This window comes from Streptomyces sp. NPDC048297, assembly GCF_043201585.1.
GTDB lineage: Bacteria > Actinomycetota > Actinomycetes > Streptomycetales > Streptomycetaceae > Streptomyces.
Genome location: NZ_JBICZA010000056.1, coordinates 1 through 21,474 on the forward strand (window position 1 = coordinate 1; position 21,474 = coordinate 21,474).

At 72.4% G+C, this 21,474-nt stretch carries 20 protein-coding genes; 13 read left to right on the forward strand and 7 right to left on the reverse strand.

What is annotated here, in order from left to right; translation table 11 throughout:
- Positions 1–273: 273 nt before the first annotated feature.
- From ACGFYV_RS35580 to ACGFYV_RS35590, 3 genes are all read left to right on the forward strand, one after another.
- Positions 274–1,011: an enoyl-CoA hydratase family protein gene (locus tag ACGFYV_RS35580; protein ID WP_393882685.1), complete on the forward strand. Its 738-nt coding sequence runs from the start codon at positions 274–276 to the stop codon at positions 1,009–1,011.
- Positions 999–1,619 carry a TetR/AcrR family transcriptional regulator gene (locus tag ACGFYV_RS35585; RefSeq protein ID WP_393882686.1) on the forward strand — a complete coding sequence of 207 codons (621 nt, stop codon included), beginning with the start codon at positions 999–1,001 and terminating at the stop codon, positions 1,617–1,619. The genes ACGFYV_RS35580 and ACGFYV_RS35585 overlap by 13 nt, the downstream gene beginning before the upstream one ends.
- Before the next feature lie 473 nt (positions 1,620–2,092).
- Complete coding sequence (locus ACGFYV_RS35590) at positions 2,093–3,133, forward strand: isopenicillin N synthase family dioxygenase (RefSeq protein WP_393882687.1); 1,041 nt, start codon at positions 2,093–2,095, stop codon at positions 3,131–3,133.
- A gap of 135 nt (positions 3,134–3,268) precedes the next feature.
- Here ACGFYV_RS35590 and ACGFYV_RS35595 read toward each other — a convergent pair whose 3' ends face one another.
- The gene (locus ACGFYV_RS35595; protein WP_393882688.1) at positions 3,269–4,369 is read right to left on the reverse strand and encodes a citrate synthase 2; all 1,101 of its coding nucleotides are present in this window, start codon (positions 4,367–4,369) and stop codon (positions 3,269–3,271) included.
- 214 nt (positions 4,370–4,583) lie between these two features.
- Here ACGFYV_RS35595 and pdxH point away from each other — a divergent pair, with 214 nt between their 5' ends.
- The 3 genes from pdxH to ACGFYV_RS35610 all read left to right on the forward strand — a co-directional run bounded on the left by pdxH (position 4,584) and on the right by ACGFYV_RS35610 (position 7,612).
- Positions 4,584–5,222, forward strand: a complete 639-nt coding sequence (pdxH, locus tag ACGFYV_RS35600) for a pyridoxamine 5'-phosphate oxidase (RefSeq protein ID WP_393882713.1) — start codon at positions 4,584–4,586, stop codon at positions 5,220–5,222.
- A 361-nt stretch (positions 5,223–5,583) separates the two neighbouring features.
- Complete coding sequence (locus tag ACGFYV_RS35605; protein WP_393882689.1) at positions 5,584–6,072, forward strand: GNAT family N-acetyltransferase; 489 nt, start codon at positions 5,584–5,586, stop codon at positions 6,070–6,072.
- A gap of 88 nt (positions 6,073–6,160) precedes the next feature.
- The gene (locus ACGFYV_RS35610; RefSeq protein ID WP_393882690.1) at positions 6,161–7,612 is read left to right on the forward strand and encodes a PAS domain-containing protein; all 1,452 of its coding nucleotides are present in this window, start codon (positions 6,161–6,163) and stop codon (positions 7,610–7,612) included.
- Between the two features lie 21 nt (positions 7,613–7,633).
- On the opposite strand, the gene ACGFYV_RS35615 is transcribed toward ACGFYV_RS35610, so the two are convergent.
- Positions 7,634–8,389: an SIS domain-containing protein gene (locus ACGFYV_RS35615; RefSeq protein WP_393882691.1), complete on the reverse strand. Its 756-nt coding sequence runs from the start codon at positions 8,387–8,389 to the stop codon at positions 7,634–7,636.
- A 392-nt stretch (positions 8,390–8,781) separates the two neighbouring features.
- On the opposite strand from ACGFYV_RS35615, the gene ACGFYV_RS35620 reads away from it, so the two are divergent.
- Positions 8,782–9,474 carry a metal-dependent transcriptional regulator gene (locus ACGFYV_RS35620; RefSeq protein ID WP_393882692.1) on the forward strand — a complete coding sequence of 231 codons (693 nt, stop codon included), beginning with the start codon at positions 8,782–8,784 and terminating at the stop codon, positions 9,472–9,474.
- Between the two features lie 306 nt (positions 9,475–9,780).
- Positions 9,781–10,656, forward strand: a complete 876-nt coding sequence (locus ACGFYV_RS35625; protein WP_393882693.1) for an alpha/beta fold hydrolase — start codon at positions 9,781–9,783, stop codon at positions 10,654–10,656.
- Between the two features lie 158 nt (positions 10,657–10,814).
- Here the strand turns inward: ACGFYV_RS35625 and ACGFYV_RS35630 are convergent, their stop codons facing one another.
- The 4 genes from ACGFYV_RS35630 to ACGFYV_RS35645 form a co-directional block, all read right to left on the reverse strand.
- A complete protein-coding gene (locus ACGFYV_RS35630; RefSeq protein WP_393882694.1) occupies positions 10,815–12,482 on the reverse strand; it encodes a transporter in 1,668 nt (555 codons plus the stop codon).
- A complete protein-coding gene (locus ACGFYV_RS35635) occupies positions 12,479–12,682 on the reverse strand; it encodes a hypothetical protein (RefSeq protein WP_393882695.1) in 204 nt (67 codons plus the stop codon). The genes ACGFYV_RS35630 and ACGFYV_RS35635 overlap by 4 nt, the downstream gene beginning before the upstream one ends.
- The gene (locus ACGFYV_RS35640; protein ID WP_393882696.1) at positions 12,679–13,455 is read right to left on the reverse strand and encodes an ABC transporter ATP-binding protein; all 777 of its coding nucleotides are present in this window, start codon (positions 13,453–13,455) and stop codon (positions 12,679–12,681) included. The genes ACGFYV_RS35635 and ACGFYV_RS35640 overlap by 4 nt, the downstream gene beginning before the upstream one ends.
- A 146-nt stretch (positions 13,456–13,601) precedes the next feature.
- On the reverse strand, positions 13,602–14,255 hold the full coding sequence (locus ACGFYV_RS35645; protein WP_393882697.1) for a bifunctional DNA primase/polymerase: 654 nt from the start codon (positions 14,253–14,255) through the stop codon (positions 13,602–13,604).
- 277 nt (positions 14,256–14,532) lie between these two features.
- On the opposite strand from ACGFYV_RS35645, the gene ACGFYV_RS35650 reads away from it, so the two are divergent.
- Together ACGFYV_RS35650 and ACGFYV_RS35655 are read left to right on the forward strand one after the other, a co-directional pair.
- On the forward strand, positions 14,533–15,918 hold the full coding sequence (locus ACGFYV_RS35650; protein ID WP_393882698.1) for a transcriptional regulator: 1,386 nt from the start codon (positions 14,533–14,535) through the stop codon (positions 15,916–15,918).
- Between the two features lie 251 nt (positions 15,919–16,169).
- Positions 16,170–18,086 (forward strand): hypothetical protein, encoded by a 1,917-nt coding sequence (locus tag ACGFYV_RS35655; RefSeq protein ID WP_393882699.1) that lies wholly within the window; start codon positions 16,170–16,172, stop codon positions 18,084–18,086.
- Positions 18,087–18,266: 180 nt separating this feature from the next.
- Here the strand turns inward: ACGFYV_RS35655 and ACGFYV_RS35660 are convergent, their stop codons facing one another.
- Positions 18,267–19,421, reverse strand: coding sequence for an ABC transporter substrate-binding protein (locus ACGFYV_RS35660; RefSeq protein ID WP_393882700.1), 1,155 nt, complete (start codon positions 19,419–19,421; stop codon positions 18,267–18,269).
- Positions 19,422–19,479: 58 nt separating this feature from the next.
- Here ACGFYV_RS35660 and ACGFYV_RS35665 point away from each other — a divergent pair, with 58 nt between their 5' ends.
- From ACGFYV_RS35665 to purU, 3 genes are all read left to right on the forward strand, one after another.
- Positions 19,480–19,701: a hypothetical protein gene (locus ACGFYV_RS35665; protein ID WP_393882701.1), complete on the forward strand. Its 222-nt coding sequence runs from the start codon at positions 19,480–19,482 to the stop codon at positions 19,699–19,701.
- 83 nt (positions 19,702–19,784) lie between these two features.
- Positions 19,785–20,285 carry a hypothetical protein gene (locus ACGFYV_RS35670; protein WP_393882702.1) on the forward strand — a complete coding sequence of 167 codons (501 nt, stop codon included), beginning with the start codon at positions 19,785–19,787 and terminating at the stop codon, positions 20,283–20,285.
- 46 nt (positions 20,286–20,331) lie between these two features.
- Positions 20,332–21,213 carry a formyltetrahydrofolate deformylase gene (purU, locus tag ACGFYV_RS35675; RefSeq protein WP_393882703.1) on the forward strand — a complete coding sequence of 294 codons (882 nt, stop codon included), beginning with the start codon at positions 20,332–20,334 and terminating at the stop codon, positions 21,211–21,213.
- Positions 21,214–21,474: the final 261 nt, after the last annotated feature.

Consider the following 21,474-nt stretch of genomic DNA (forward strand, 5'->3'; position numbering starts at 1 on the left):
CCGCGGCGATCTGGCACAACCACAAGACTGGGCAGCCGGTCATGCGGTCCCTGATCGCCTACGACCACTGATCACATCGGAATGACTCGTCTAGGACCCGCCACCGTCCTACCAGGACACGCCACCGGCAACAGGACACCATCGGCAGCCGCTTGGAGGAACCGTGTTCCGCAGCGCGTACGCAGACGTTCCGCCCGTAGGACTCCCCATCCACGAAGCCGTCCCGCGCGCGGCCTCCGGGAAGATCCCGCGCCGCGAACTCAGGGAGCACCCGTGAGCGCACTGATCGGACGCACGCGCACGCGTGGCGTCGAAACCCTCAGCCTGGACGCCGTCGGCACCCGCAACGCACTCTCCGCGGCCCTCGTCGCGGACCTTGCCGAGGCCCTCACCGACTGCGCGAAGGACCCGCGGACGCGGGCCGTCGTCCTCACCCACACCGGCACCACCTTCTGCGCCGGCGCCGACCTGCGCGACCCGCCCGACCCCGGCGCCCTCGTGGGCGTACTGCGGCAGATCGTCGAGCTTCCCAAGCCCGTCGTCGCCCGGGTCACCGGACACGTCCGGGCCGGCGGCCTCGGCCTTCTCGCCGCCTGCGACCTCGCCGCCGCCTCCGCCGCGGCCACCTTCGCCTTCACCGAGGTCCGCATCGGCGCCGCCCCCGCGATCATCTCCCTGACGGTCCTCCCGCGCACCGACCCCCGCGCGCTCGCCCGCTACTACCTCACCGGCGAACGCTTCGAGGCCGCCGAGGCCGTACGCCTGGGCCTGCTCACCGCCACCGGCGACGACGTGGACGAGACCCTCGCCCCCGTCCTCGACGGCCTGCGCCGCTCCTCCCCCGAGGCCCTGACCGAGACGAAACGACTGCTCACGGCTAAGGTGCTGGAGACGTTCGACCGGGACGCGGCCCAGCTGACCGCACTCTCGGCCCGGCTGTTCTCCTCCGCCCAGGCCCGGGAGGGGATGACGGCCTTCCTGGAAAGACGGGATGCGGCATGGGTGGTGTGAGGACGACGGCGGACCGCGACCGGGTCCCCGATCGCGTCCCCAAGCAGGACCGCAGCCGGGCCACCCGGCAGCGGCTCCTGGAAGCCGCCGTGGCCTGCCTCGCCGAACGCGGCTGGGCGGGCTCCACGGTCGCCGTCGTCGCCGAGCGCGCCGGCGTCTCCCGGGGCGCGGCCCAGCACCACTTCCCCACCCGCGAGGACCTCTTCACCGCCGCCGTCGAGTACGTCGCCGAACAGCGCTCCAGCGCGCTGCGGGAGCTGTTCCCGGACGGCGCCGCCGACCGCCGCGCCGTCGTCGCCGCCCTCGTCGACCTCTACACCGGCCCGCTCTTCCGGGCCGCCCTCCAGCTGTGGGTCGCCGCCTCCAACGAGGACCAGCTGCGCGGCCGGGTCACCGAGTTGGAAGCCCGCGTCGGCCGCGAGACCCACCGCATCGCCGTCGACCTCCTCGGCGCCGACGAGTCCCGGCCCGGCGTCCGCGAGACCGTCCAGGGCTTCCTCGACATGGCCCGCGGCCTCGGCCTCGCCAACCTCCTCACCGACGACACCGCCCGCCGCGCGCGCGTCGTCACCCAGTGGGCCGCCCTGCTGGACGCGGCGCTGGCCTGAGCGTCACCCGCTATGTGAGCGGCACCCGCTATGTGAGCGGCACCTGCTGTGTGAGTGGCACCCGCTATGTGAGCGGCACCTGCCGTGTGAGCTGCACCTGCTGTGTAGGCGGCACCTGCTGTGTGAGTGGCACCCGCTATGTGAGCGGCACCCGCTATGTGAGCGGCACCTGCTGTGTGAGCGGGGCCACATCCGTACGCGGCGTCCCGCAGTACCCTGTGCCCATGCTTCTGCTGCTCGTTCGCCGCCGCCACGTGGACTACGTGCGCGTCACGAGCATGGGCTGTCGCCGCTCAGCCTGAAGCCAGCCCCCTTCGCGGGCCTGAACCAGCCCAGCCCGCTTCCCGGGCCTGAGGCACCCCCTTCACTTCGGCTCACAGCAGCCTCTTTTTTCCCACCTTTCCGCGGCATTCCGGGCGCCGCCCCCACCCCCGGCGGCCCGCCCGTGGCCCACACACCCTGTGGACGCATCCATGACGACGCACACCACGCACACCACGACGACCCCGTCGTACGCCCAGCTCCCGATCATCGACCTGTCCGCCGTCGACCGCGGCCCCCAGGCACGGGCGTTGCTCCACGCCCAACTGCACAGCGCCGCCCACGACGTCGGCTTCTTCCAACTCGTCGGACACGGCGTGACCCGGGCCGAGACCGACGCCCTGCTCACGGCCATGCACGCCTTCTTCCGGCTGCCCGAGGCCGACCGGCTGGCCCTCGACAACGTCAACTCCCCGCACTTCCGCGGCTACACGCGCACCGGCGACGAACGCACCGCCGGCGCCCGCGACTGGCGCGACCAGCTCGACATAGGCGCCGAACGCCCCGCCCGCGTCCCCGGCCCGCACGAGCCGCCGTACTGGTGGCTGGAGGGCCCCAATCAGTGGCCCGCCGCCCTCCCCGAGCTGCGCACCGCCGCCCTCGCCTGGATCGACAGGCTCAGCGGCGTCGCCGAGCGCCTCCTGCGTGAACTCCTGACGGCCATCGGCGCCCCCGCCGGCTTCTACGACCCGATCTTCGGCGCCCACGCCCACCCGCACCTCAAGCTGGTCCGCTACCCCGGCAGCGCGGGCGACGGCACCGACCAGGGCGTCGGCGCCCACAAGGACTACGGCTTCCTGACCCTGCTCCTCCAGGACACTGTCGGCGGCCTCCAGGTCCACCGCGAGGACGGCCGCTTCCACGACGTGCCCCCACTGGACGGAGCCTTCGTCGTCAACCTCGGCGAACTGCTGGAAGTCGCCACCAACGGCTACCTCCTCGCCACCAACCACCGCGTGGTCAGCCCGCCCGGAGCGACGGAACGCTTCTCCGTCCCGTTCTTCTACAACCCCCGCCTGGACGCCAGGATCTCCCCGCTCCCCTTCCCGCACGCGACGCAGGCCCCCGGCATCACGACGGACCCCTCCAACCCCCTGTTCGCCGAATACGGCTACAACGAACTGAAGGGCAAGCTCAGGGCCCACCCCCTGGTGGCGGAACGCCATCACGCGAGCCTGCTGACCCCTGCATGAAAAAGCGGGCCCGAAGGGCCGCGGTTTTCCAGGGGCGCGGGGAACTGCGCGACAAGCCACAACGGCCCCGCAGTCGCCCGCGCCCCCGAGCCAACTCCTTCAGCGGGAGATGTCCGCTCAGCGGGAGATGATCCCTCAGTGGGCGATGTCCCCGAACCCCACCACATCCTGCGGATCACGCGGACCGGGCCCCACATACCGAGCGGAAGGCCGCACAAGCCGTCCCGTCCGCTTCTGCTCCAGAATGTGCGCCGACCACCCCGCGGTCCGCGCACACGTGAACATCGACGTGAACATGTGCGCCGGCACCTCCGCGAAGTCCAGCATGATGGCGGCCCAGAACTCGACGTTGGTCGCCAGCACCCGATCCGGCCGCCGGCTGTGCAACTCCTCCAGCGCCGCCTTCTCCAGCGCCTCCGCGATCTCGAAGCGCGGAGCGCCCAGCTCACGGGCGGTACGGCGCAGCACGCGCGCGCGGGGGTCCTCGGCCCGGTACACCCGGTGCCCGAAGCCCATCAGCCGCTCACCGCGGTCCAGAGCCTTCTTGACGTACGCCTCCGCGTCCCCGGTCCGCTCGATCTCCTCGATCATCCCGAGCACCCGGGAGGGCGCACCACCGTGCAGCGGCCCCGACATGGCGCCCACGGCCCCCGACAGCGCGGCGGCGACATCCGCGCCCGTGGAGGCGATCACCCGCGCGGTGAACGTCGACGCGTTCATCCCGTGCTCGGCCGCCGACGTCCAGTAGGCGTCCACAGCGGCGACATGCTTCGGGTCCGGCTCACCCCGCCACCGGATCATGAACCGCTCGACGACCGACTGCGCCTTGTCGATCTCCCGCTGCGGCACCATCGGCAGCCCCTGCCCGCGCGCGGACTGGGCGACGTACGACAGCGCCATGACGGCCGCGCGGGCGAGATCCTCACGGGCCCGCGCCTCGTCGATGTCGAGCAGCGGGCGCAGTCCCCACACGGGGGCCAGCATCGCGAGCGCCGACTGCACGTCGACACGGATGTCACCCGAGTGGACGGGGATCGGGAACGGCTCGGCCGGCGGCAGACCGGGATTGAAGGCGCCGTCGACCAGCAGCCCCCACACGTTCCCGAACGAGACGTGACCGACCAGGTCCTCGATGTCGACGCCCCGGTACCGCAGGGCGCCGCCCTCCTTGTCCGGTTCGGCGATCTCCGTCTCGAACGCGATCACTCCCTCGAGCCCGGGTACGAAATCGGACATCAGGCGGCTCCTCATGATTCGGCGGCGGTCACACCGGTGATGCCCCGATCCTCCGGTGGTCACCCAAACCGCGGGGGGATCTGCACGATAACCCCGAGTGCCACCGTTGGGGAGACCACGCGACACTGAGTGCCACTCCCGTTCGATACGGCAGGATGACCGCGTGACGACCGACAGCGAACCCGTCCTCGACCCCGCCGCCGATCCCGCGGCCATGCGCAAGCAGTACCGGGCCCAGGGACTCGAAGAGCAGAACCTCGCCACGCACCCCATGGACCAGTTCGCCCGCTGGTTCGAGGACGCCGCGCGGGCCGCCCTGCACGGCACGATCTACGAGCCCAACGCCATGGTCGTCTCCACCGCGGACGCCCACGGCCGCCCCAGCTCCCGCACGGTCCTCATGAAGCAGTACGACACCGAAGGCTTCGTCTTCTACACCAACTACGACTCCCGCAAGGCCCGTGAACTGGCGGAGAACCCGTACGTCTCCCTGCTCTTCCCCTGGCACCCCATCGCCCGCCAGGTCGTCGTCACCGGCATCGCCCGCCGCACCGGCCGCGACGAGACCGCCGCCTACTTCCGCACCCGCCCGCACGGCTCCCGCCTGGGCGCCTGGGCCAGCGCCCAGTCCTCGGTGATCGGCTCCCGCGACGAACTCGAGTCCACCTACGCCGGCCTCGCCGCCCGCTACCCCGAGGACGAGGACATCCCCGTCCCGCCGCACTGGGGCGGCTACCGCATCGCCCCCGAGACCATCGAGTTCTGGCAGGGCCGCGAGAACCGCCTCCACGACCGCCTCCGCTACACCGCCCGACCGGACGGCACCTGGACGGTCGAACGCCTCAGCCCCTGACCACAGTGCCGTAAACGCAGACGACCCGCGAGCTCGGGTCCTCCGCCTTACGACGGTCAGGGCCGGCCGGACGTACCGGCGAGCTCACGGGTCGGGTGACTGCTTGGGATTGGGCCGGCTGCACGCATCTGTCACGTGCCGGTCCGGCACCGCACTCGGTGTGGTGACGAGCCGCTAGCCCGCAGCCACCTCACGCGTCCGGTATTCATACATCTGCCGAACCACCTCCCTTCTTGTGTAACCCACACCCTAGGAAGCCCCGGGGAACGGTTCAACCGCTTTTTTCGAGGCGCGGCGGCCGACCTGGAACGGTCTTGGAAACGGTGGACGCCCCGCCGCCCGTTTCCCTACGTTGCCGCCCATGACTGATCTTCGGATCGAGCTGGTGGACGGCGATGCCATGCTCGAGCAGTGGCGGTACGTGCACAACGTGGTCGTGCCGGCGGCGGCCATGTCCGTGGAGGGGGCGCGGGAGAGGGTGGGGCGGTTCCGGCTGGAGAACGCGTATCTCGGGGACGAGCTGGTCGGGTGCTCCACGGTGCGGCCGCCGGAGGGGGAGGGCGGGGGCGTGACCGTCATCGCGCGGGTGCTGCCCGCGTACCGGGGACGGGGGTTCGGTGCGGCGCTGTACGAGAACGGGATCGCCCACGCGCGCGTGCTGGGGGCGAAGGCGGTCGAGACGTGTGTGCTGGCGGTGAACGAGGACGGGCTGCGGTTCGCCGGGCGGAGGGGGTTCGTCGAGGTCGAGCGGTATGTGCTGGACGGGGAGAGCGACGAGTGGGCGGACCTGCGGTTGAGCCCGCTTCCCGAAGTGACCGAGAATGATTCCTTCAATATTGCGGGAACATGATGTGGGCTGTGTCACGTTCCAGTTGAATGAAGGCCAGTGAGCGAAATGAGCGCCGTACGTGCGCCGACGCAGCCTGCAGGGGGTCCAGGTGAGTGCTTCGCGGCGGAGTGGGACCACCGACGAGCTGGGACCGGACGAGCCGGACGGGCCGCGGGATCCTGAGGGTTCCGGTGGCCCGGAGGAGTCCGGCGGGTCCGACCTGCTCGCCGCGCTGCTGGACGGCATGGACGCGGCCCTGTGCGCCTTCGACGCCGACGGTGTCGTCACGCACTGGAACCGCGAGGCGGAACGCATCCTGGGCTGGAGCGCGGCCGAGGCGGTCGGGCGGCACGGGCTCGCCGGGTGGGCGGTGCGCAGCGCCGACGCCGAGGAGGTGCAGTCCCGGCTGATGGCGGCCATGCACGCGCCCGGCCGTCAGGTGCACGAGTTCGCCCTGCTCACCAAGGACGGCGGACGCGTCCTGGTGCGGACCCAGTCCGCCGCCGTGCGCGGTCCGGACGGCAAGCCCGCCGGTCTGTACTGCGCCTTCAGCGAGGTGCACGCGCAGATCGACCTGGAGCGTTCGATCGCGCTGAGCGAGGCGCTGTTCGAGGACGCGTCCTGGGGTGTCGTCCTCGTGGACGCCGATCTGCGGCCCGCCGTCGTCAACGCGCACGCGGCGCGCGCCCTGGGCATCGGCCGTACGTCCGCGCTGGGACGGCCGCTCGGTGAGCTGCTCGCGCAGGGCGTGGAGGATCTGGAGAGCGCGCTCACCCATGTGCTGGCCGAGGGCGCGCCGCCCGCGCCCGCCGAGATGTGGGTGTCGCTGCGCACGCCCGAGGGCGAGCAGCGGCGCTGCTGGCGCAGCGGGTTCCTGCGGCTGGCCTCGCCGCTGACCGAGGAGCCGGTGCCGCTCGGTGTGGGCTGGCTCTTCCAGGACGTCACCGAGACCAAGCACGGCGAGCAGGAGGCGTCCTTGCTGCGCTTCCGCACGAACCAGCTGCACCGCGCCGCCCGCGCCGCCGCCGAGTGCGAGGACCCGGCGGAGGCGGCCACCGTCCACCTCGACTTCGCCCTCGCCGGTTTCGCCGACCATGTGCTGCTCGACCGCCTCGCCGGTGCCCCGCGCGCGGGGGACGACGACGACACGACTCCGGTGCGGCTGGTGCGGCGCGCCGCGACACCGGCCGCCGCGCCCGGCCCCAGCCTCCTCACCGGTGCGGCCGGTCTGCCCCTGCGCTACGAACCCGGCCACCCGGCGTTGCAGTGCGTGGAGCGGACGGGCACCGTGCGCGCCGACGCGGGCCCGGTGCCGGCCGAGCGGGCGCGGGAGTGGGCGCGAGAGTGGGCGCGGGCCCGGCAGTGGCCCGAGGACGCCGTGCACGCCCTGTGCGCGGTGCTGCGCAGCCGGGGCCGGACGCTCGGTGTGGTCACCTTCCTGCGCGGGTCAGGACGCAGTCGTTTCGAGCGGTCCGACGCGGCCTACGCCGAGGACGTGGCCGCGCGGATCGCGGCGGCCCTCGACCTCGGGGACGCGGTGCGAGAACGCCCAGGGAGCTGAAGGGGCCCGAGGGGGCGGGCGTCAGCGCTGGTAGAAGATCCGGTCGCCGTACTCGTCCAGGATCCGCGCGTTCCAGTCGTGGCCGCCGTCGACGTTGCCGGAGCGCAGCAGCGGGGGCTCGATGCCGCGGGCGGCGAGTGTGGCGGCCGTCGTGGCGAGGACGGCCTGCATCAGGGCGGAGGTGACCACCGTGGAGGCGGGGGCGAAGGGCGCCGGGATGGTGTCGAGGGTGAGTTCGGCGTCGCCGACCGCGATCTTCGAGTCCAGGACGATGTCGCAGTGGTCCTTCAGGAAGGTGCCCGAGGTGTGCCGTGACGACGTCTGCGAGGCGTACGCCACCGAGGTCACGCCGATGACCTTCACCCCGCGCGCGCGTGCGCCGAGGGCCATCTCCACGGGCAGGGCGTTGCGGCCGGACAGGGAGATGATCACCAGGGCGTCGCCGGCGCGCAGGGGCGAGGTGTCCAGGACGGCGCTCGCGAGTCCGTCCACGCGTTCGAGGGCGGAGCCGAGGGTCGCCGGGGTGACGTCGACGCCGACCACCCCGGGAACGGCGAGCAGGTTCATCAGCGCCAGTCCGCCCGCCCGGTACACGACGTCCTGGGCGGCCAGCGAGGAGTGCCCGGCGCCGAAGGCGAACAGCCGGCCCTTGGCCGCGACGGTGTCGGCGAGCAGGGTGCCGGCCGCGCCGATCGCCTCCGCCTCCTCCTCGCGGACCCGCCGCAGCAGGTTGATCGCGGCGTCGAAGAACAGGTCGGCAGGCGTGCCGTCGCTCATGCGGTGCCCCTTCGCGGCGTCGGTGTCGCGGATCACGGTGCGGTCTAAACCAGTGCGGTGTCAATACGGCCGAGGGGGGGTGTGCGGGCGGTTCTCGCTCGCTCGCGCTGGCGAGGTGCCGCTGCGCCCGTCCGTGTCGCCCCGGCGGCATGATTGCCCGCGGCTGAGTAGGGACACGTTTCAGCCGGCCGCGCCGTGGTTCCCCAGGGGCGCGGGGAACTGCGCGACCAGCCCATCAAGGACCCGCACCCGGCAACGATGCGCACCCCCTACGGAGGTACCCTGCACGCCGTTGCGCCGGAGGCCCCCGCTTGTCAGTGGGATCCGGCAGAATTGACACCAGGGCCAGCGCACGCGCCGGAGCTGCCGGCAGAGGTAATCGAGGGGCACGTATGTCCGGACTGATCGACACCACGGAGATGTATCTCCGCACCATCCTCGAACTCGAAGAGGAAGGCGTCGTCCCCATGCGCGCCCGGATCGCGGAGCGGCTGGACCAGAGTGGGCCCACCGTGAGCCAGACGGTGGCGCGCATGGAGCGTGACGGCCTGGTGTCCGTCGCGAGCGACCGACACCTGGAGCTGACCGACGAGGGCCGCCGGCTGGCCACGCGGGTGATGCGCAAGCACCGTCTCGCGGAGTGTCTGCTGGTCGACGTGATCGGCCTGGAGTGGGAGCAGGTCCACGCGGAGGCGTGCCGCTGGGAGCACGTGATGAGCGAGGCCGTCGAGCGCAGGGTCCTGGAGCTGCTGCGGCACCCGACCGAGTCGCCGTACGGCAACCCGATCCCGGGCCTGGAGGAGCTGGGCGAGAAGGACGGGGCGGACCCGTTCCTGGACGAGGGCATGGTCTCGCTGGCCGACCTGGAGGCGGGTGCGGACGGCAAGACGGTCGTCGTCCGCCGTATCGGTGAGCCGATCCAGACGGACGCGCAGCTGATGTACACGCTGCGGCGCGCGGGCGTGCAGCCCGGTTCCGTGGTGAGCGTGACGGAGTCGCCGGGCGGGGTGCTGGTGGGCAGCGGCGGCGAGGCGGCCGAGCTGGAGGCGGACGTCGCCTCGCACGTGTTCGTCGCCAAGCGCTGAACGGGTGAGGGCCCCGGCGCCTCGCGGCGCCGGGGCCTGTCCTCCCCTGTACGACCCGGAGCCCCGAGCTCCCAGGGTCGTCCCCTGCGGACCGCTTTTCCCCGAGTGGTCCGCCTCCCGCAAAAAAGATCCCCTCGGCGGCGCCGATCATTCCCCGAGGGGTGTCACTCGAACGAGGGGTGTTGTCCGCGAAGGCAGGCTTTTCGAATGGGTATTCGATATTCTGTCACGCGAGAAGCGTAGGGAACCGCAGTACAACCGCAGTACACCGGTGCGAGGCAGGCGGAGCTGGGGGGTACCAGGCCGATGGCACGGCGTATCGACGTGACGGGAGCGGGCAGGGTGCGCCTGGCCGCGTGGGAGTTCGCGGACCCGCCCAAGACGGCGGACCCGCCCAAGACGGATCCGGAGCCCGGCTCTCCGGGTGTGCTGTTACTCCACGGTCTGATGGGCCGTGCCTCGCACTGGGCGTCCACCGCCCGCTGGCTCGCCGAGCGGCACCGCGCCGTCGCGCTCGACCAGCGCGGCCACGGCCAGAGCGAGAAGGATCCAGGGGCCGCGTACACCCGCGAGGCGTACGTCGAGGACGCCGAGGCCGCCGTCGAGCAGCTCGGTCTCGGGCCGGTCGTCCTCGTCGGCCACGCCATGGGTGCCCTGACCGCCTGGCAGCTCGCCGCGAAGCGGCCGGATCTCGTCCGCGGTCTGGTCATCTCCGACATGCGGGCCTCCGCGCTCGGCGCGACCTCGCAGCGCGAGTGGGCCGAGTGGTTCCGCTCCTGGCCCGTCCCCTTCGCCACGCTCGCGGACGTCCGCAAGTGGTTCGGCGAGGACGATCCGTGGGTGGAGCGGCCCCATCCCTCCCGGGGGGAGTTCTACGCCGAGGTCATGCACGAGGCCGCGGACGGGTGGCGGCCCGTGTTCGAGCCGGAGCAGATGCTGCGGACGCGGGAGAGCTGGGTGTACGACGCGCACTGGGAGGAGTTGGCGCAGGTGCGGTGTCCGGCGCTGGTCGTGCGGGGGCTGGACGGGGAGTTGGGGAGGGCGGAGGCGCAGGAGATGGTGCGGGTGCTGCCGCGGGGGGAGTATGCGGAGGTGGAGGCGGGGCACCTTGTCCACTTTGACCGGCCGGTGGCTTGGCGGTTGGCTGTGGAGCCGTTTCTTCTAGGTGTGCTCGGGGATTGAGGCGCCTATTGGGGTGCGGGGTTTGCGGTGCGCGGGCGGGTGCGGGTGTGTTGTGGTTTGTCGCGCAGTTCCCCGCGCCCCTAGGTATGTGGCAGTGGCTCGTGATGGATTGGCGCCGTCGGTCTTCGCGTAAATTCATCAGCCCCCACTCGGAGTCGTCAGCCCTTGCTCACTGCTGTCAGGATCTCGGGGAGGCGGGTGGTGAGGCGGGGGGCGGCCAGGTGGAGGCCCAGCCAGGTGATGGTGGTGCCGTAGGCGGCGCCTGTCGGCAGGAGGATCCAGGTCCAGGCGTCGCCGTCGCTGCTCACCTTCAGGCAGATCAGCAGGGTGATGACGGGGGAGCAGAGCAGGGCGGCGGCGACCATTCCGCCGAAGATGGAGATCCAGGCGAGGCCGGCCTGGCCGGGGGCGACGTTCTTGTGGCCCTCCTGGGGGATGGAGTAGGGGAAGCGGGCCGAGGCCCACGCGCCGGTGGCCAGCATGGCGCCGAGCAGGGCGAGGGAGAGGCCGAGCACCTCCGGCAGGCGGGGCCAGTCGCCGAGGAGCGCGGTCGTCAGGACGGTCACCAAGGTGGCGTACGGCAGGGTGATCAGGAGGAGGGCGAGCGCGCGTCCGCGCAGTTCGGCGTAGGCGTCCCGGGGCGAGGAGATCGTCTGGGCCACCATCCAGAAGGCGGAGGTGTCCTGCCCGAACTGGTTGTACATCTGGATCCCGAGCATGCCGGCGGCGAAGCACGCGAAGTAGATCGAACCGGTGCCCTGCACCGCGTTGAACACGGGCACGATCAGCCCGATGGCCAGCGAGGTCACCCACGCGGCCTTCGTCTTCGGGTCGCGCCAGATGTAGCGCAGGGAGCGTTCCATGACCGGGCCCGTGCGCCCGCCCGGCAGCAGCCGTCCCAGCCCGGTGGAGGAGCGGTCACGGGTGGCGACGTCGGCGGCCTGGAGGGTGGATCCGTCGGGCGAGGTCATCAGCCGGGTCAGGCTCCGCGCCCAGAGGGCGATCAGTGCGGCGAGTCCGGCCGCGGACACGGCGAGCTGGGCGAGGGCGATGCCGTACGACCCGTCGCTCGCCGAGTGGACCGCGCCCACCGCCGAGGCGGGCGGCACCCAGGACAGCACGTCCGTCACGGGCCGCAGCTGACCGAGCCCGGCCGACCCGAGCCGGCGCGCGCCGAAGTTGACCAGCTGGGTCCCGATCGCGATCACCAGGCCGCTCAGCACGGCCAGATCGCGGCCCTTCCTGCTGGTCAGCAGCCGTACGTTGGCCGCGGCGACGGTCCGTGCGAGCGCCACGCAGACCAGCAGCGCGAGGACGACGGCGACGACGGCGACGCCGTACCCCGCCGCGCCGTGCGCCACCGCCAGCACGCAGCCCGTCAGCACCAGCAGCGTGAACAGCGGTCCGATCCCGACGAGGGAGGCGGCGAGCAGGGCCCGGACGAGGGGGCGGGGCCGCAGCGGGAGCAGCACCAGGCGGGTCGGGTCGAGGGTCTCGTCGCCGCCCGGGAAGAACAGCGGCAGCAGCGCCCAGCCGAGCGCCAGCAGGGCCGCACCCGGTACGGCGACGTCCGCGGCGTGCGCATGGCCGCGCAGCCCCATCAGGCCCAGCAGCTGCAGCAGGGCGACGACCAGCGCGAGGGCGGCCGACGCGACGAACGCGGCCCGCCGGCCGGCCGACTGCCGCATCCCGTTCCGCAGCAGCGACAGCTTCAGGCGTACGACGGTGGCGGTCAGGGCCGCCGCCGCGCCGACGGGCCCGGTCGTACCGGTCGTGCCCGAGGCCGTGCCCGGGGTCGTGCCCGGGGTCGTGGTCGGGTCGGTCATCGGGGGGTCCCGTCGTCGAGCCGGTCCAGATCGGACGCGGTGTCCCGGCCGCTCGCGTCCACCAGCCCCAGCCCCAGCCGTACGACGGTGGCGGTCGCGGCCGTCGCGCCGGCGGGCCAGGTCGCGCCCGCAGCTGTGCCCCGGGCCGTGCCCGCGGTCGTGCCCAGGGTGGTGCCCGGGGTCGTGGTCGGGTCGGTCATCGGGGGGTCCTGCCGCCGAGCCAGTCCAGATCGGACGCGGTGTCCCGGCCGCTCGCGCCCACCAGTTCCAGGAACGCCCCCTGCAGCGTGGGATGCTCCGCGCGCACCTCGGTCAGTGTTCCCGTGGCGCGGATGCGTCCGGCGGCCATGACGGCCACCCAGTCGCACAGCGACTCGACCAGCTCCATGACGTGGGAGGAGAACACGACCGTGGCGCCGGAGGCGGTGTAGCGCTCCAGCACCCCGCGGATGATCTGCGTGGACACCGGGTCGACACCCTCGAACGGCTCGTCCAGGAAGAGGACGTCGGGATTGTGGAGGACGGCCGCCGCGAGCCCGATCTTCTTGCGCATACCGGTCGAGTAGTCGACCACCAGTTTGTGCTGCGACCCCGCGAGATCGAGCACGTCCAGCAGCTGGGTGGCCCGCTTGTCGACCTCCGCCCCGGGCAGCCCCCGCAGCCGCCCCGCGTACCCGAGCAACTCCCGCCCCGACAGCCGCTCGAACAGCCGCAGCCCCTCGGGCAGCACCCCGATCCGCGCCTTCACGGCCACCGGGTCCCGCCACACGTCGTGCCCGACGATCTCGACCGACCCGTGATCCGGTCGCAGCAACCCGGTCACCATGGACAGCGTGGTGGTCTTCCCGGCCCCGTTGGGCCCGACGAGCCCGATGAACTTCCCGGCGGGCAGATCGAGATCGATCCCGCCGACGGCGACCTGTTGCCCAAACCGCTTCCAGAGCCCTCGCACACGCACCGCAGCTTCGGTCATGAATGCACCCTACGGTGACGACAGCGCCCCAAAAGGGCACGGGGCTGTACCGATGTACGGCTCCGATGTGCGGCTCCGCCGCGTGGGCGCGAGCGACCTCATCGAACCCGCACCCACCAACGCGCCGGGCCTCGCGGACGCCTGGGCTACCGGTCCCGGAAACACGCGTACGCGAGCGGCGAGATCAACTCCTCCGCATCCGGCAGCCAGCGGTTCGCGTGCGTCGGCCGGCAGGCCCACTGCACCGCGCCCCGCGAGCCGAACCGCGTCGGCGGCGCCGCCACGAAACTCCCCTCCCCGAGCGGTTCGAGATCCAGCGAGGCGAGCGACCACCCCAGCTTCCGCACCAGGTCGGGAACTTTCAGCGAGGCACCCGGCAGCACGAAGAAGTGCATCCGCCGGTCCGGCGTGAGCATCACCGGCCCCAGCGTCAGCTCCATCCGCTCCATCCGGGCCAGCGCCAGGAACCCCGCGCTCTCCGGGACGGACAGCGCGTCGAACGTCCGCCCCGTCGGCAGCAGGATCGACGCCGTCGGCTGCTTCTGCCACATCCGGCGGGCGACGGTCGCGCTGCCCGTCGCCTGCGTCGTCCAGTCGGGGCGTGCGGGATGCGCACCCGGCGCGGGGCAGGAGACATCGCCGCACGAGCAGCGCTGCACCCCGTCGACGGCTTCCAGCCAGGTGCCCGGGACCACGTCCCAGTGCCGCTCCTCGGCGTAGCGCACGGCGGTCTCCGGCAGCGATTCCCCACGCTGCTTCGGAATCTGAGGGGCTTGGGTACCCGTGATCGTCTCTTCCACGCCCCACTCAACTCCCGCACCCACCACGAGTTACGGCCGCGACATGCGCGGGGGAGGAGCATCGGTCCGGCAGTCGGGGCGCACGGGTGCACGGCCGGGGGCGCGCGGGAGGAACCGGGCCGTGGGAAGGGTAACCAGGAGGAGGGGTGGCAACTGCCTTTACCCCGGCAAACCGCACATGTCACGCATTGACGGTATGTCAACTGGGCAGTGATCTTCCCGACCGGAACCTTTCCGGCCGGCTCTTCACGCTCCAGGGGTTCGCAGGGGGTAGCACATGGCCGCAAGGCCTCTCGTGGCGAGGCAGCCGAACGAACGGCTGCAGGCACTCATCCAGGAAGCGGGGTGCTCCAACGCCGGGCTGGCCCGGCGGGTCAACATGTGCGGCGCCGAGCACGGTCTCGACCTGCGCTACGACAAGACGTCCGTGGCCCGCTGGCTGCGCGGCCAGCAGCCCCGCGGCCGGGCCCCGGCGATCATCGCGGAGGCGCTCGGGCGCAAGCTCGCCCGGACGGTCACGATCGACGAGATCGGCATGGCCAACGGCAAGAACCTCGCCTCGGGAGTGGGTCTCCAGTTCTCGCCGACGGTACTGGGGGCCATCGAGCAGGTCTGCGAGCTGTGGCGCAGCGACGTGGGGCGGCGGGACTTCCTGTCCGGTTCCTCCGTCGCCGCCTCCGCGCTGGTCGAGCCCAGCCGGGACTGGCTGATCTCGGCGCCGGACGCCCAGGTGGCCCGGCAGGCGGGCCCGCGCGTGGGCCAGTCCGACGTGGCGGCCGTACGGTCCATGACACAGGCGCTCACCGACCTCGACCACCAGTACGGCAGCGGGCATGTGCGCCCCGTCGTCGTGCACTACCTCAACAGCGTGGTCTCCGGGCTGCTCGCGGGGTCGTACCGGGAGGCCGTCGGCCGTGATCTGTTCGCGACGGTGGCCAGGCTGACCGAGCTGGCCGGGTACATGGCGGTCGACACCGGGCAGCCGGGGCTGGCCCAGCGCTACTACATCCAGTCGCTGCGCCTCGCGCAGGCGGCCGGCGAACGCGGCTACGGCGGCTATGTCCTGGCCGCCTCCATGAGCCACCTGGCCGCGCAGCTCGGCAACCCGCGCGAGATCGCCCAGCTGGCGCGGGCCGCGCAGGAGGGGGCGCGGGGGCGGGTGACCCCGCGCGCGGAGGCGATGTTCCACGCGGCCGAGGCCCGCGGGCACGCGCTGCTCGGTGACGCCCGCGCGGCACAGTCGGCCGTGGGGCGGGCGGTCTCCGCGATGGAGCAGGCGGACACGGCCTCCGGGGACGATCCGGCGTGGATCGCGCACTTCGACGAGGCCTACCTCGCCGACGAACTCGCGCACTGCCACCGCGACCTGGGCCAGCCCGAGGCCGCGGCCCGCTACGCCGAGCAGTCGCTGGCCGGCCATCCCGAGTCGCGGGCCCGGCGCCGCGCCATCGGCTATGTGCTGCTCGCCACGGCCCAGGTGCAGCAGCGCGAGATCGAGCAGGCGTGCGGCACCGGTCTGAAGGCGGTCGAGCTGCTGGAGACGCTGCGCTCCAACCGGGGCGCGGAGTATCTGGAGGACCTCCAGCAGCGGCTGGAACCGTTCCGGGACGAAGCCGTGGTCAGAGAGTTCGAGGCCCGTCTCGACGTCCAGCAGGCGGCTTGAGCAGGCTTGAACGGGCTTGAGCGGGCTTGGAGATCGCCGAACATCGACGAACATCGGCCCTGGGATCGCGTGAACGCACGGAAAACGGTGTCCACAAGTGCGGCCGGAGCCGTTAACAGCGTGCGGAGGGGTGGTTTTGTTACCGCTGTCACAGGGCAGAAGATCGCGCCCTGAGCTGCGTGGCACCCTGCTCGGGGGACCCGGTAGCGTGAGCCGACGATTCCGAAGGTCCCCCAATCGCAGGAGTCCCGGTGACGCAGAGTGGACAGGGCGAGGAGCCCTCGGCGCAGCCCGCGCACGAAGGCATCGTGCTGCCCTCCGACGGAGGTGAGCCCCTGCTGCCGGGCATGACCCACGTGCCCACGCCCGCCGCGCCCGCCACGCCGGCCGGTGGCCAGGCGTGGGGCGGCTCGTGGGGCCCCGGTCCCGGCCAGGAGCCGGCCCCGCAGGCGGGCCAGGGCTGGTCCCCGGCCCCCGCCCAGCAGTGGCACACCCCGGAGCAGGCCCCGGCCGCGGGCGGCCCCGGCCCGCTGCCCCCCGAGGGCGCCCAGGGTCAGTCGTACGACGCCCAGCCCTACGCGATACCCGCCCCCGGGTACGGCCAGGACGGCCAGGCCCCCGGATACGGTCAGGACGGCCAGGCCTCCGCGTACGGCCCGCAGACGGGCTACGGCCCCGGCGGGCAGCCCGGATACGGCGGCCCCGGCGGGCAGCCCGGATACGGCGGCGCCGACGGGCAGCCTCCGTACGGCGGCGGAGAGCCGTACGGGAAGCCGTACGGGCAGCAGCCGTACGCCGGACACGAGCTTCCCGGTGGTCCGGGCGCGGCGGCGCCCCTGCCGCCCGCCCTGCCGGACGCGTACGGGTCGCCGAGCGCCCCGCTGCCTCCGGAGGCCGACGGCGCCACCCAGTACATCCCGCCGGTGCCCGCAGGCCCCGGCGGGACGCAGCCGCCGGCGTACCCGCAGGCCGTCCCGGGCGCCGCGCCCGAGGGTGCGGCCCCGTACCTGCCGCCGGCCCCGGCGGGCGGCGCCGACGAGGGCGCCACGCAGTACATACCGCCGGTCGGGCCCGGCGCGCTGCCGCCCGAGGCGGCCGGGGAGGAGACCCGGTTCCTGGGCCGCGCGCAGCAGCCGCCCGCCACGGCCGGCCACCCGGACGCGGAGGCCACGCAGTACATCCCGCCGGTCCCCGGCGGGGCGCCCGGCGGCGACCGGCAGCCGCCCGCCGAGTTCGACAACCTCTTCCGCAGCGGGCCCGCGGCCGACGACAGCCCGGCCGGCGCCACGCAGCAGATGCCACGCATCCAGCCGGACGCCTACGCCGGCCCCACGCAGCCGACGCCCCCAGGCATGCCGACCCAAGGCATGCAGATGTCCCAGGGCATGCCGTCCCAGGGCGTGCCGATGTCCCAGGGCATGCCGTCCCAGGGCGTGCCGATGTCCCAGGGCATGCCGTCCCAGGGCGTGCCGATGTCCCAGGGCATGCCGACGGACTCCATGGGCTACGACGGCGGACGCCGGGGCAGCGGGCGGACCGGCTCGCGGGTGCCGTTGATCGCCGCCATCGGTGTCGGCATCGCCGTCGTCGGCATCGGCGCGGGCGCGCTGCTCAGCGGTGGCGGCGGGGACAAGGGCGACGACAGCAAGACCGTCGCCGCGTCCTCCTCGCCCACCACCCAGGAGAGTTCCGCGCCCGCCGCCGACCCCGCCAAGGCGCAGGCGACCGAGCTGGACAAGCTGCTCGCCGACAGCGGCGGCAGCCGTGCCTCCGTGATCCGGGCCGTCGCGAACGTCCGGCAGTGCGACAACCTCGGCCAGGCGGCCTCCGACCTGCGCGCCGCCGCCAAGCAGCGCACCGACCTGGTCACCCGGCTCGGCAAGGTGTCCGTGGACAAGCTGCCGGACAACGCCGCGCTGACCGACGCCCTGACCAAGGCCTGGCAGGCCTCCGCCGCCGCCGACAACCACTACGCGGCCTGGGCCGACCAGGTGGCCCACGGTGGCAGGAAGAGCTGCCGCAAGGGCCACGCCCGGGGCACCGGACAGAGCCAGGCCGGCGACCGGGCGAGCGGCACCGCCAGCTCGGAGAAGAACAAGGCGGCCGGCCTCTGGAACGCCATCGCCAAGCAGTACGGCCTGACCCAGCGCCAGCCCACGCAGCTCTGACACCCCCAGGACCTCCGGTCGGTTTCGGTGCCCGCGACAGGGCGCCGGGACCGTTCGCGTTCCGTGAGGGGCGCCCTCGGCAGTCCGGCTCGACGGCCCGGCTCGGCAGTCCGGCTCGACAGTCCGGCTCGGCAGTCCGGCTCGACAGTCCGGCTGGGCGGTCCGGCTCGGCGGCCCGGGTCAGCCGATGTCCGCCTTCTCCAGGATCGTGGTGACGTCGGTGAAGCCGGCGGCCCCGCCGCTGCGCCCGGCGGCGACCAGGCGGCCTTCGTGGACGACCTGGAGGGTCACGTCGGCGTTGACGAGGCGCGGGAAGCCGACCGAGGCGAGGGCGTTGTGGTCGGGCCAGTGCAGGGTCGGGGTGAGGCCGCCGGTGGTGACCTCGAGACCGTGGTCGAGGGTGCGGCGCACGTTGTCGGCGTTCACCTCTCCGTCGCCGATCTTGTTCAGCGTGGCCCGCAGCACGGTGTAGGCGATCCAGGTGGTCTGCACTCCGGCGTCCGCGGGGTCGATGCGGTTGTCGCCGAAGGCCTCCTCGTTGATCACCTTCTTCATGGTGTCCCAGCGCGCGTCGGACGCCGGCGGGTACCAGCCGGTGATGTACGCCCCCTCGTACGGCCCCGACGCGCCGCCCGTCGCGTTGATCACCGTCTGGTCGACGCTGCCCAGCACGGTCGCGAGCCGCACCTTCGGGAACTCGTCGCGGGCGCGCCGGAAGGAGTCCATGAAGGTGTCGGTGCGGTCGCCGAGCGCGGGCACCACGCACCCCCTGCGGGCGTAGTCACCGGTCGCGTACCGCAGCGCCCTGTCGGCCTGGCCGCCGTACTCGGTGGCGTCCTCAGCGGCGAGCTGGTCGCCCACGCCCGGGTGCCCGCCCGACGTCAGGCCCGACTCCAGCAGCGCGGGCAGCTGGTCGCCGGCGATGCTGTCGGGGCGGATCAGGGAGACCGGGCCGCAGGCGCTCGCCAGGGCCTTGCCGAGACCGGCCAGAAGGGTCGGCTGGCCCCCGTTGACCGGGTACGACATCGGTCCGGTGAACTCCTCGTTGGTGACGCCGTAGCCGCCTATGTAGGGGATTCCGGCGCTCTCCAGCGGGGCGAGGAAGGAGTCGCCGAACTGGCTGTAGGAGCCGACGACCGCGACCACGTTCTCGGCCGCCGCGCGCCGGGCGCACTGTGCCGCGCCGACGCTGTCGTTGTGGTCGTTGCAGGTCAGGACTTCGAGCTTGCGGCCGTTGATGCCGCCCCGCGCGTTGATCCATTTGGCGTAGGCGCGGGCCATCGCGGGCATGCCGGGCTTGTTGGTGGCGTCCGTGTTCTCCGGCGCCCAGGTCATGACCTTGACGGTGCCGTCCCCGTTCCCCGCGGTGCCGGGGACGACTCCGCACCCGGCGGTGAGCGACACGCACGCGGCCAGAGCGCTCGCGGACAGGGCGGTCGCTCGGGCCGGCCGGGAGGAGACCGGCCGGGAGAAGGCCGGCCGTGAGGAGACCGGCCGGAAAGAGGCTGGCCGGAAGAAGGCTGGCCGGGGGAAGAGGGAGCGGGGAATGATAGTGCTGAGAGTGGGACGCCTGCCGGTCATGAACACGCACGATTCCCTCACACCACTAACCTGAGTGTGACCTTCGGTCAACGAGAGGTGACGGCGGGGTGAATTGCGGGGGCCGGTGAGGCTGGTGTGGCGGGGAACGTACGATCGATGACCGTGCAAGGTTCGGAGAACTCTTCCCGTCGCGGCCGTCGCTCCTCCACCATGGGCGTCATGCCACTGAACGACATGCCGTGGTGGCGCTGGCGCAGCAATGTGCGCTCCGCGCTGCACATGCTTTCCGACCCGGTGTTCCAGCGGGACGTCTGGCTGGCCGGTGTGGACGGCTACGGTGACTTCACCGACGCCGTGTACCGGCTGGTGGAGGACACCTGGCTGGACAACTGGTCGGCCGAGAAATACGTCGGCACGATCTTCCGTGACTCGCAGGAGGCGGCGCTCGTCGACACCGCCGTGCTGCGGGTGCTGCGGATCATGCACCAGGTCGGACCGGACGCGCCGGTCGCCACCTACCTGGAGCACGAGGCGTGGCCGGAGGCGGTGCGGGCGGCCCGGGACGCGCACCTGCGGCTCGCCACGAGCGACGGGGACGACCCCGACGCGCCGCCGCGGAGCCTTGAGGTGCTGCAGATCATGACCCGGTCCGCTTAGCGGACATCGGCGGGAGGGGCCGGTCCGGCGTGAGATTCTGGGGTGCATGAGCGAGCAGCCCAGCCGAGCAGCGGCCTCCGTCGACCAGTACGTCCTCACCCTCTCCTGCCCGGATAAAAAGGGCATCGTGCACGCCGTGTCGAGTTACCTCTTCATGACCGGCTGCAACATCGAGGACAGCCAGCAGTTCGGCGACCACGACACGGGTCTGTTCTTCATGCGCGTCCACTTCTCGGCGGAGGCGCCGGTGACGGTGGAGAAGCTGCGGGCGAGTTTCGCGGCGATCGGTGACTCCTTCCAGATGGACTGGCAGATCAACCAGGCCGACCAGAAGATGCGGATCGTGCTGATGGTCAGCAAGTTCGGGCACTGCCTGAACGACCTGCTGTTCCGGGCGCGGACCGGTGCGCTGCCGGTCGAGATCGCCGCCGTGGTCTCCAACCACACCGAGTTCCAGGAGCTGGTGGGCTCGTACAACATTCCCTTCCACCACATTCCGGTGACGAGGGACAACAAGGCGGATGCGGAGGCGCGGCTGCTGGAGATCGTCCGGGAGGAGGGTGTCGAGCTGGTGGTGCTGGCCCGCTACATGCAGGTGCTCTCCGACGACCTGTGCAAGAAGCTCAGCGGCCGGATCATCAACATCCACCACTCGTTCCTGCCGAGCTTCAAGGGTGCGAAGCCGTACCACCAGGCGCACGCGCGCGGCGTCAAGCTGATCGGTGCCACCGCGCACTACGTCACCGCGGATCTCGACGAGGGGCCGATCATCGAGCAGGAGGTCGAGCGGGTGGGCCACGACGTCACTCCCGAGGGGCTGGTCGCGATCGGGCGGGACGTCGAGTGCCAGGCGCTCGCGCGCGCGGTGAAGTGGCATGCCGAGCGGAGGATTCTGCTGAACGGGCGTCGGACGGTGGTGTTCGCGTAGGGCTCCGCCCGTTCGGCTGAGGGGCGCCGTGGGCCGTCTGGCTGCCGTTCGGCTGCGGGCCGTCCGTGGCTGTTCGCGCAGTTCCCCGCGCCCCTTAGGTGGGACTGGTGCGCCGAGCTGGTCTGTGGCGGCTTCTTCCGGGGGATGTGGCCTGCGGCCTGGCGGTGGTGTTCGCGTAGGGCTCGGGTTGTTCGGTTGTCGGGTGGCTGCGGGCTGCTCGTGGCTGTTCGCGCAGTTCCCCGCGCCCCTTAGGTGGGACCG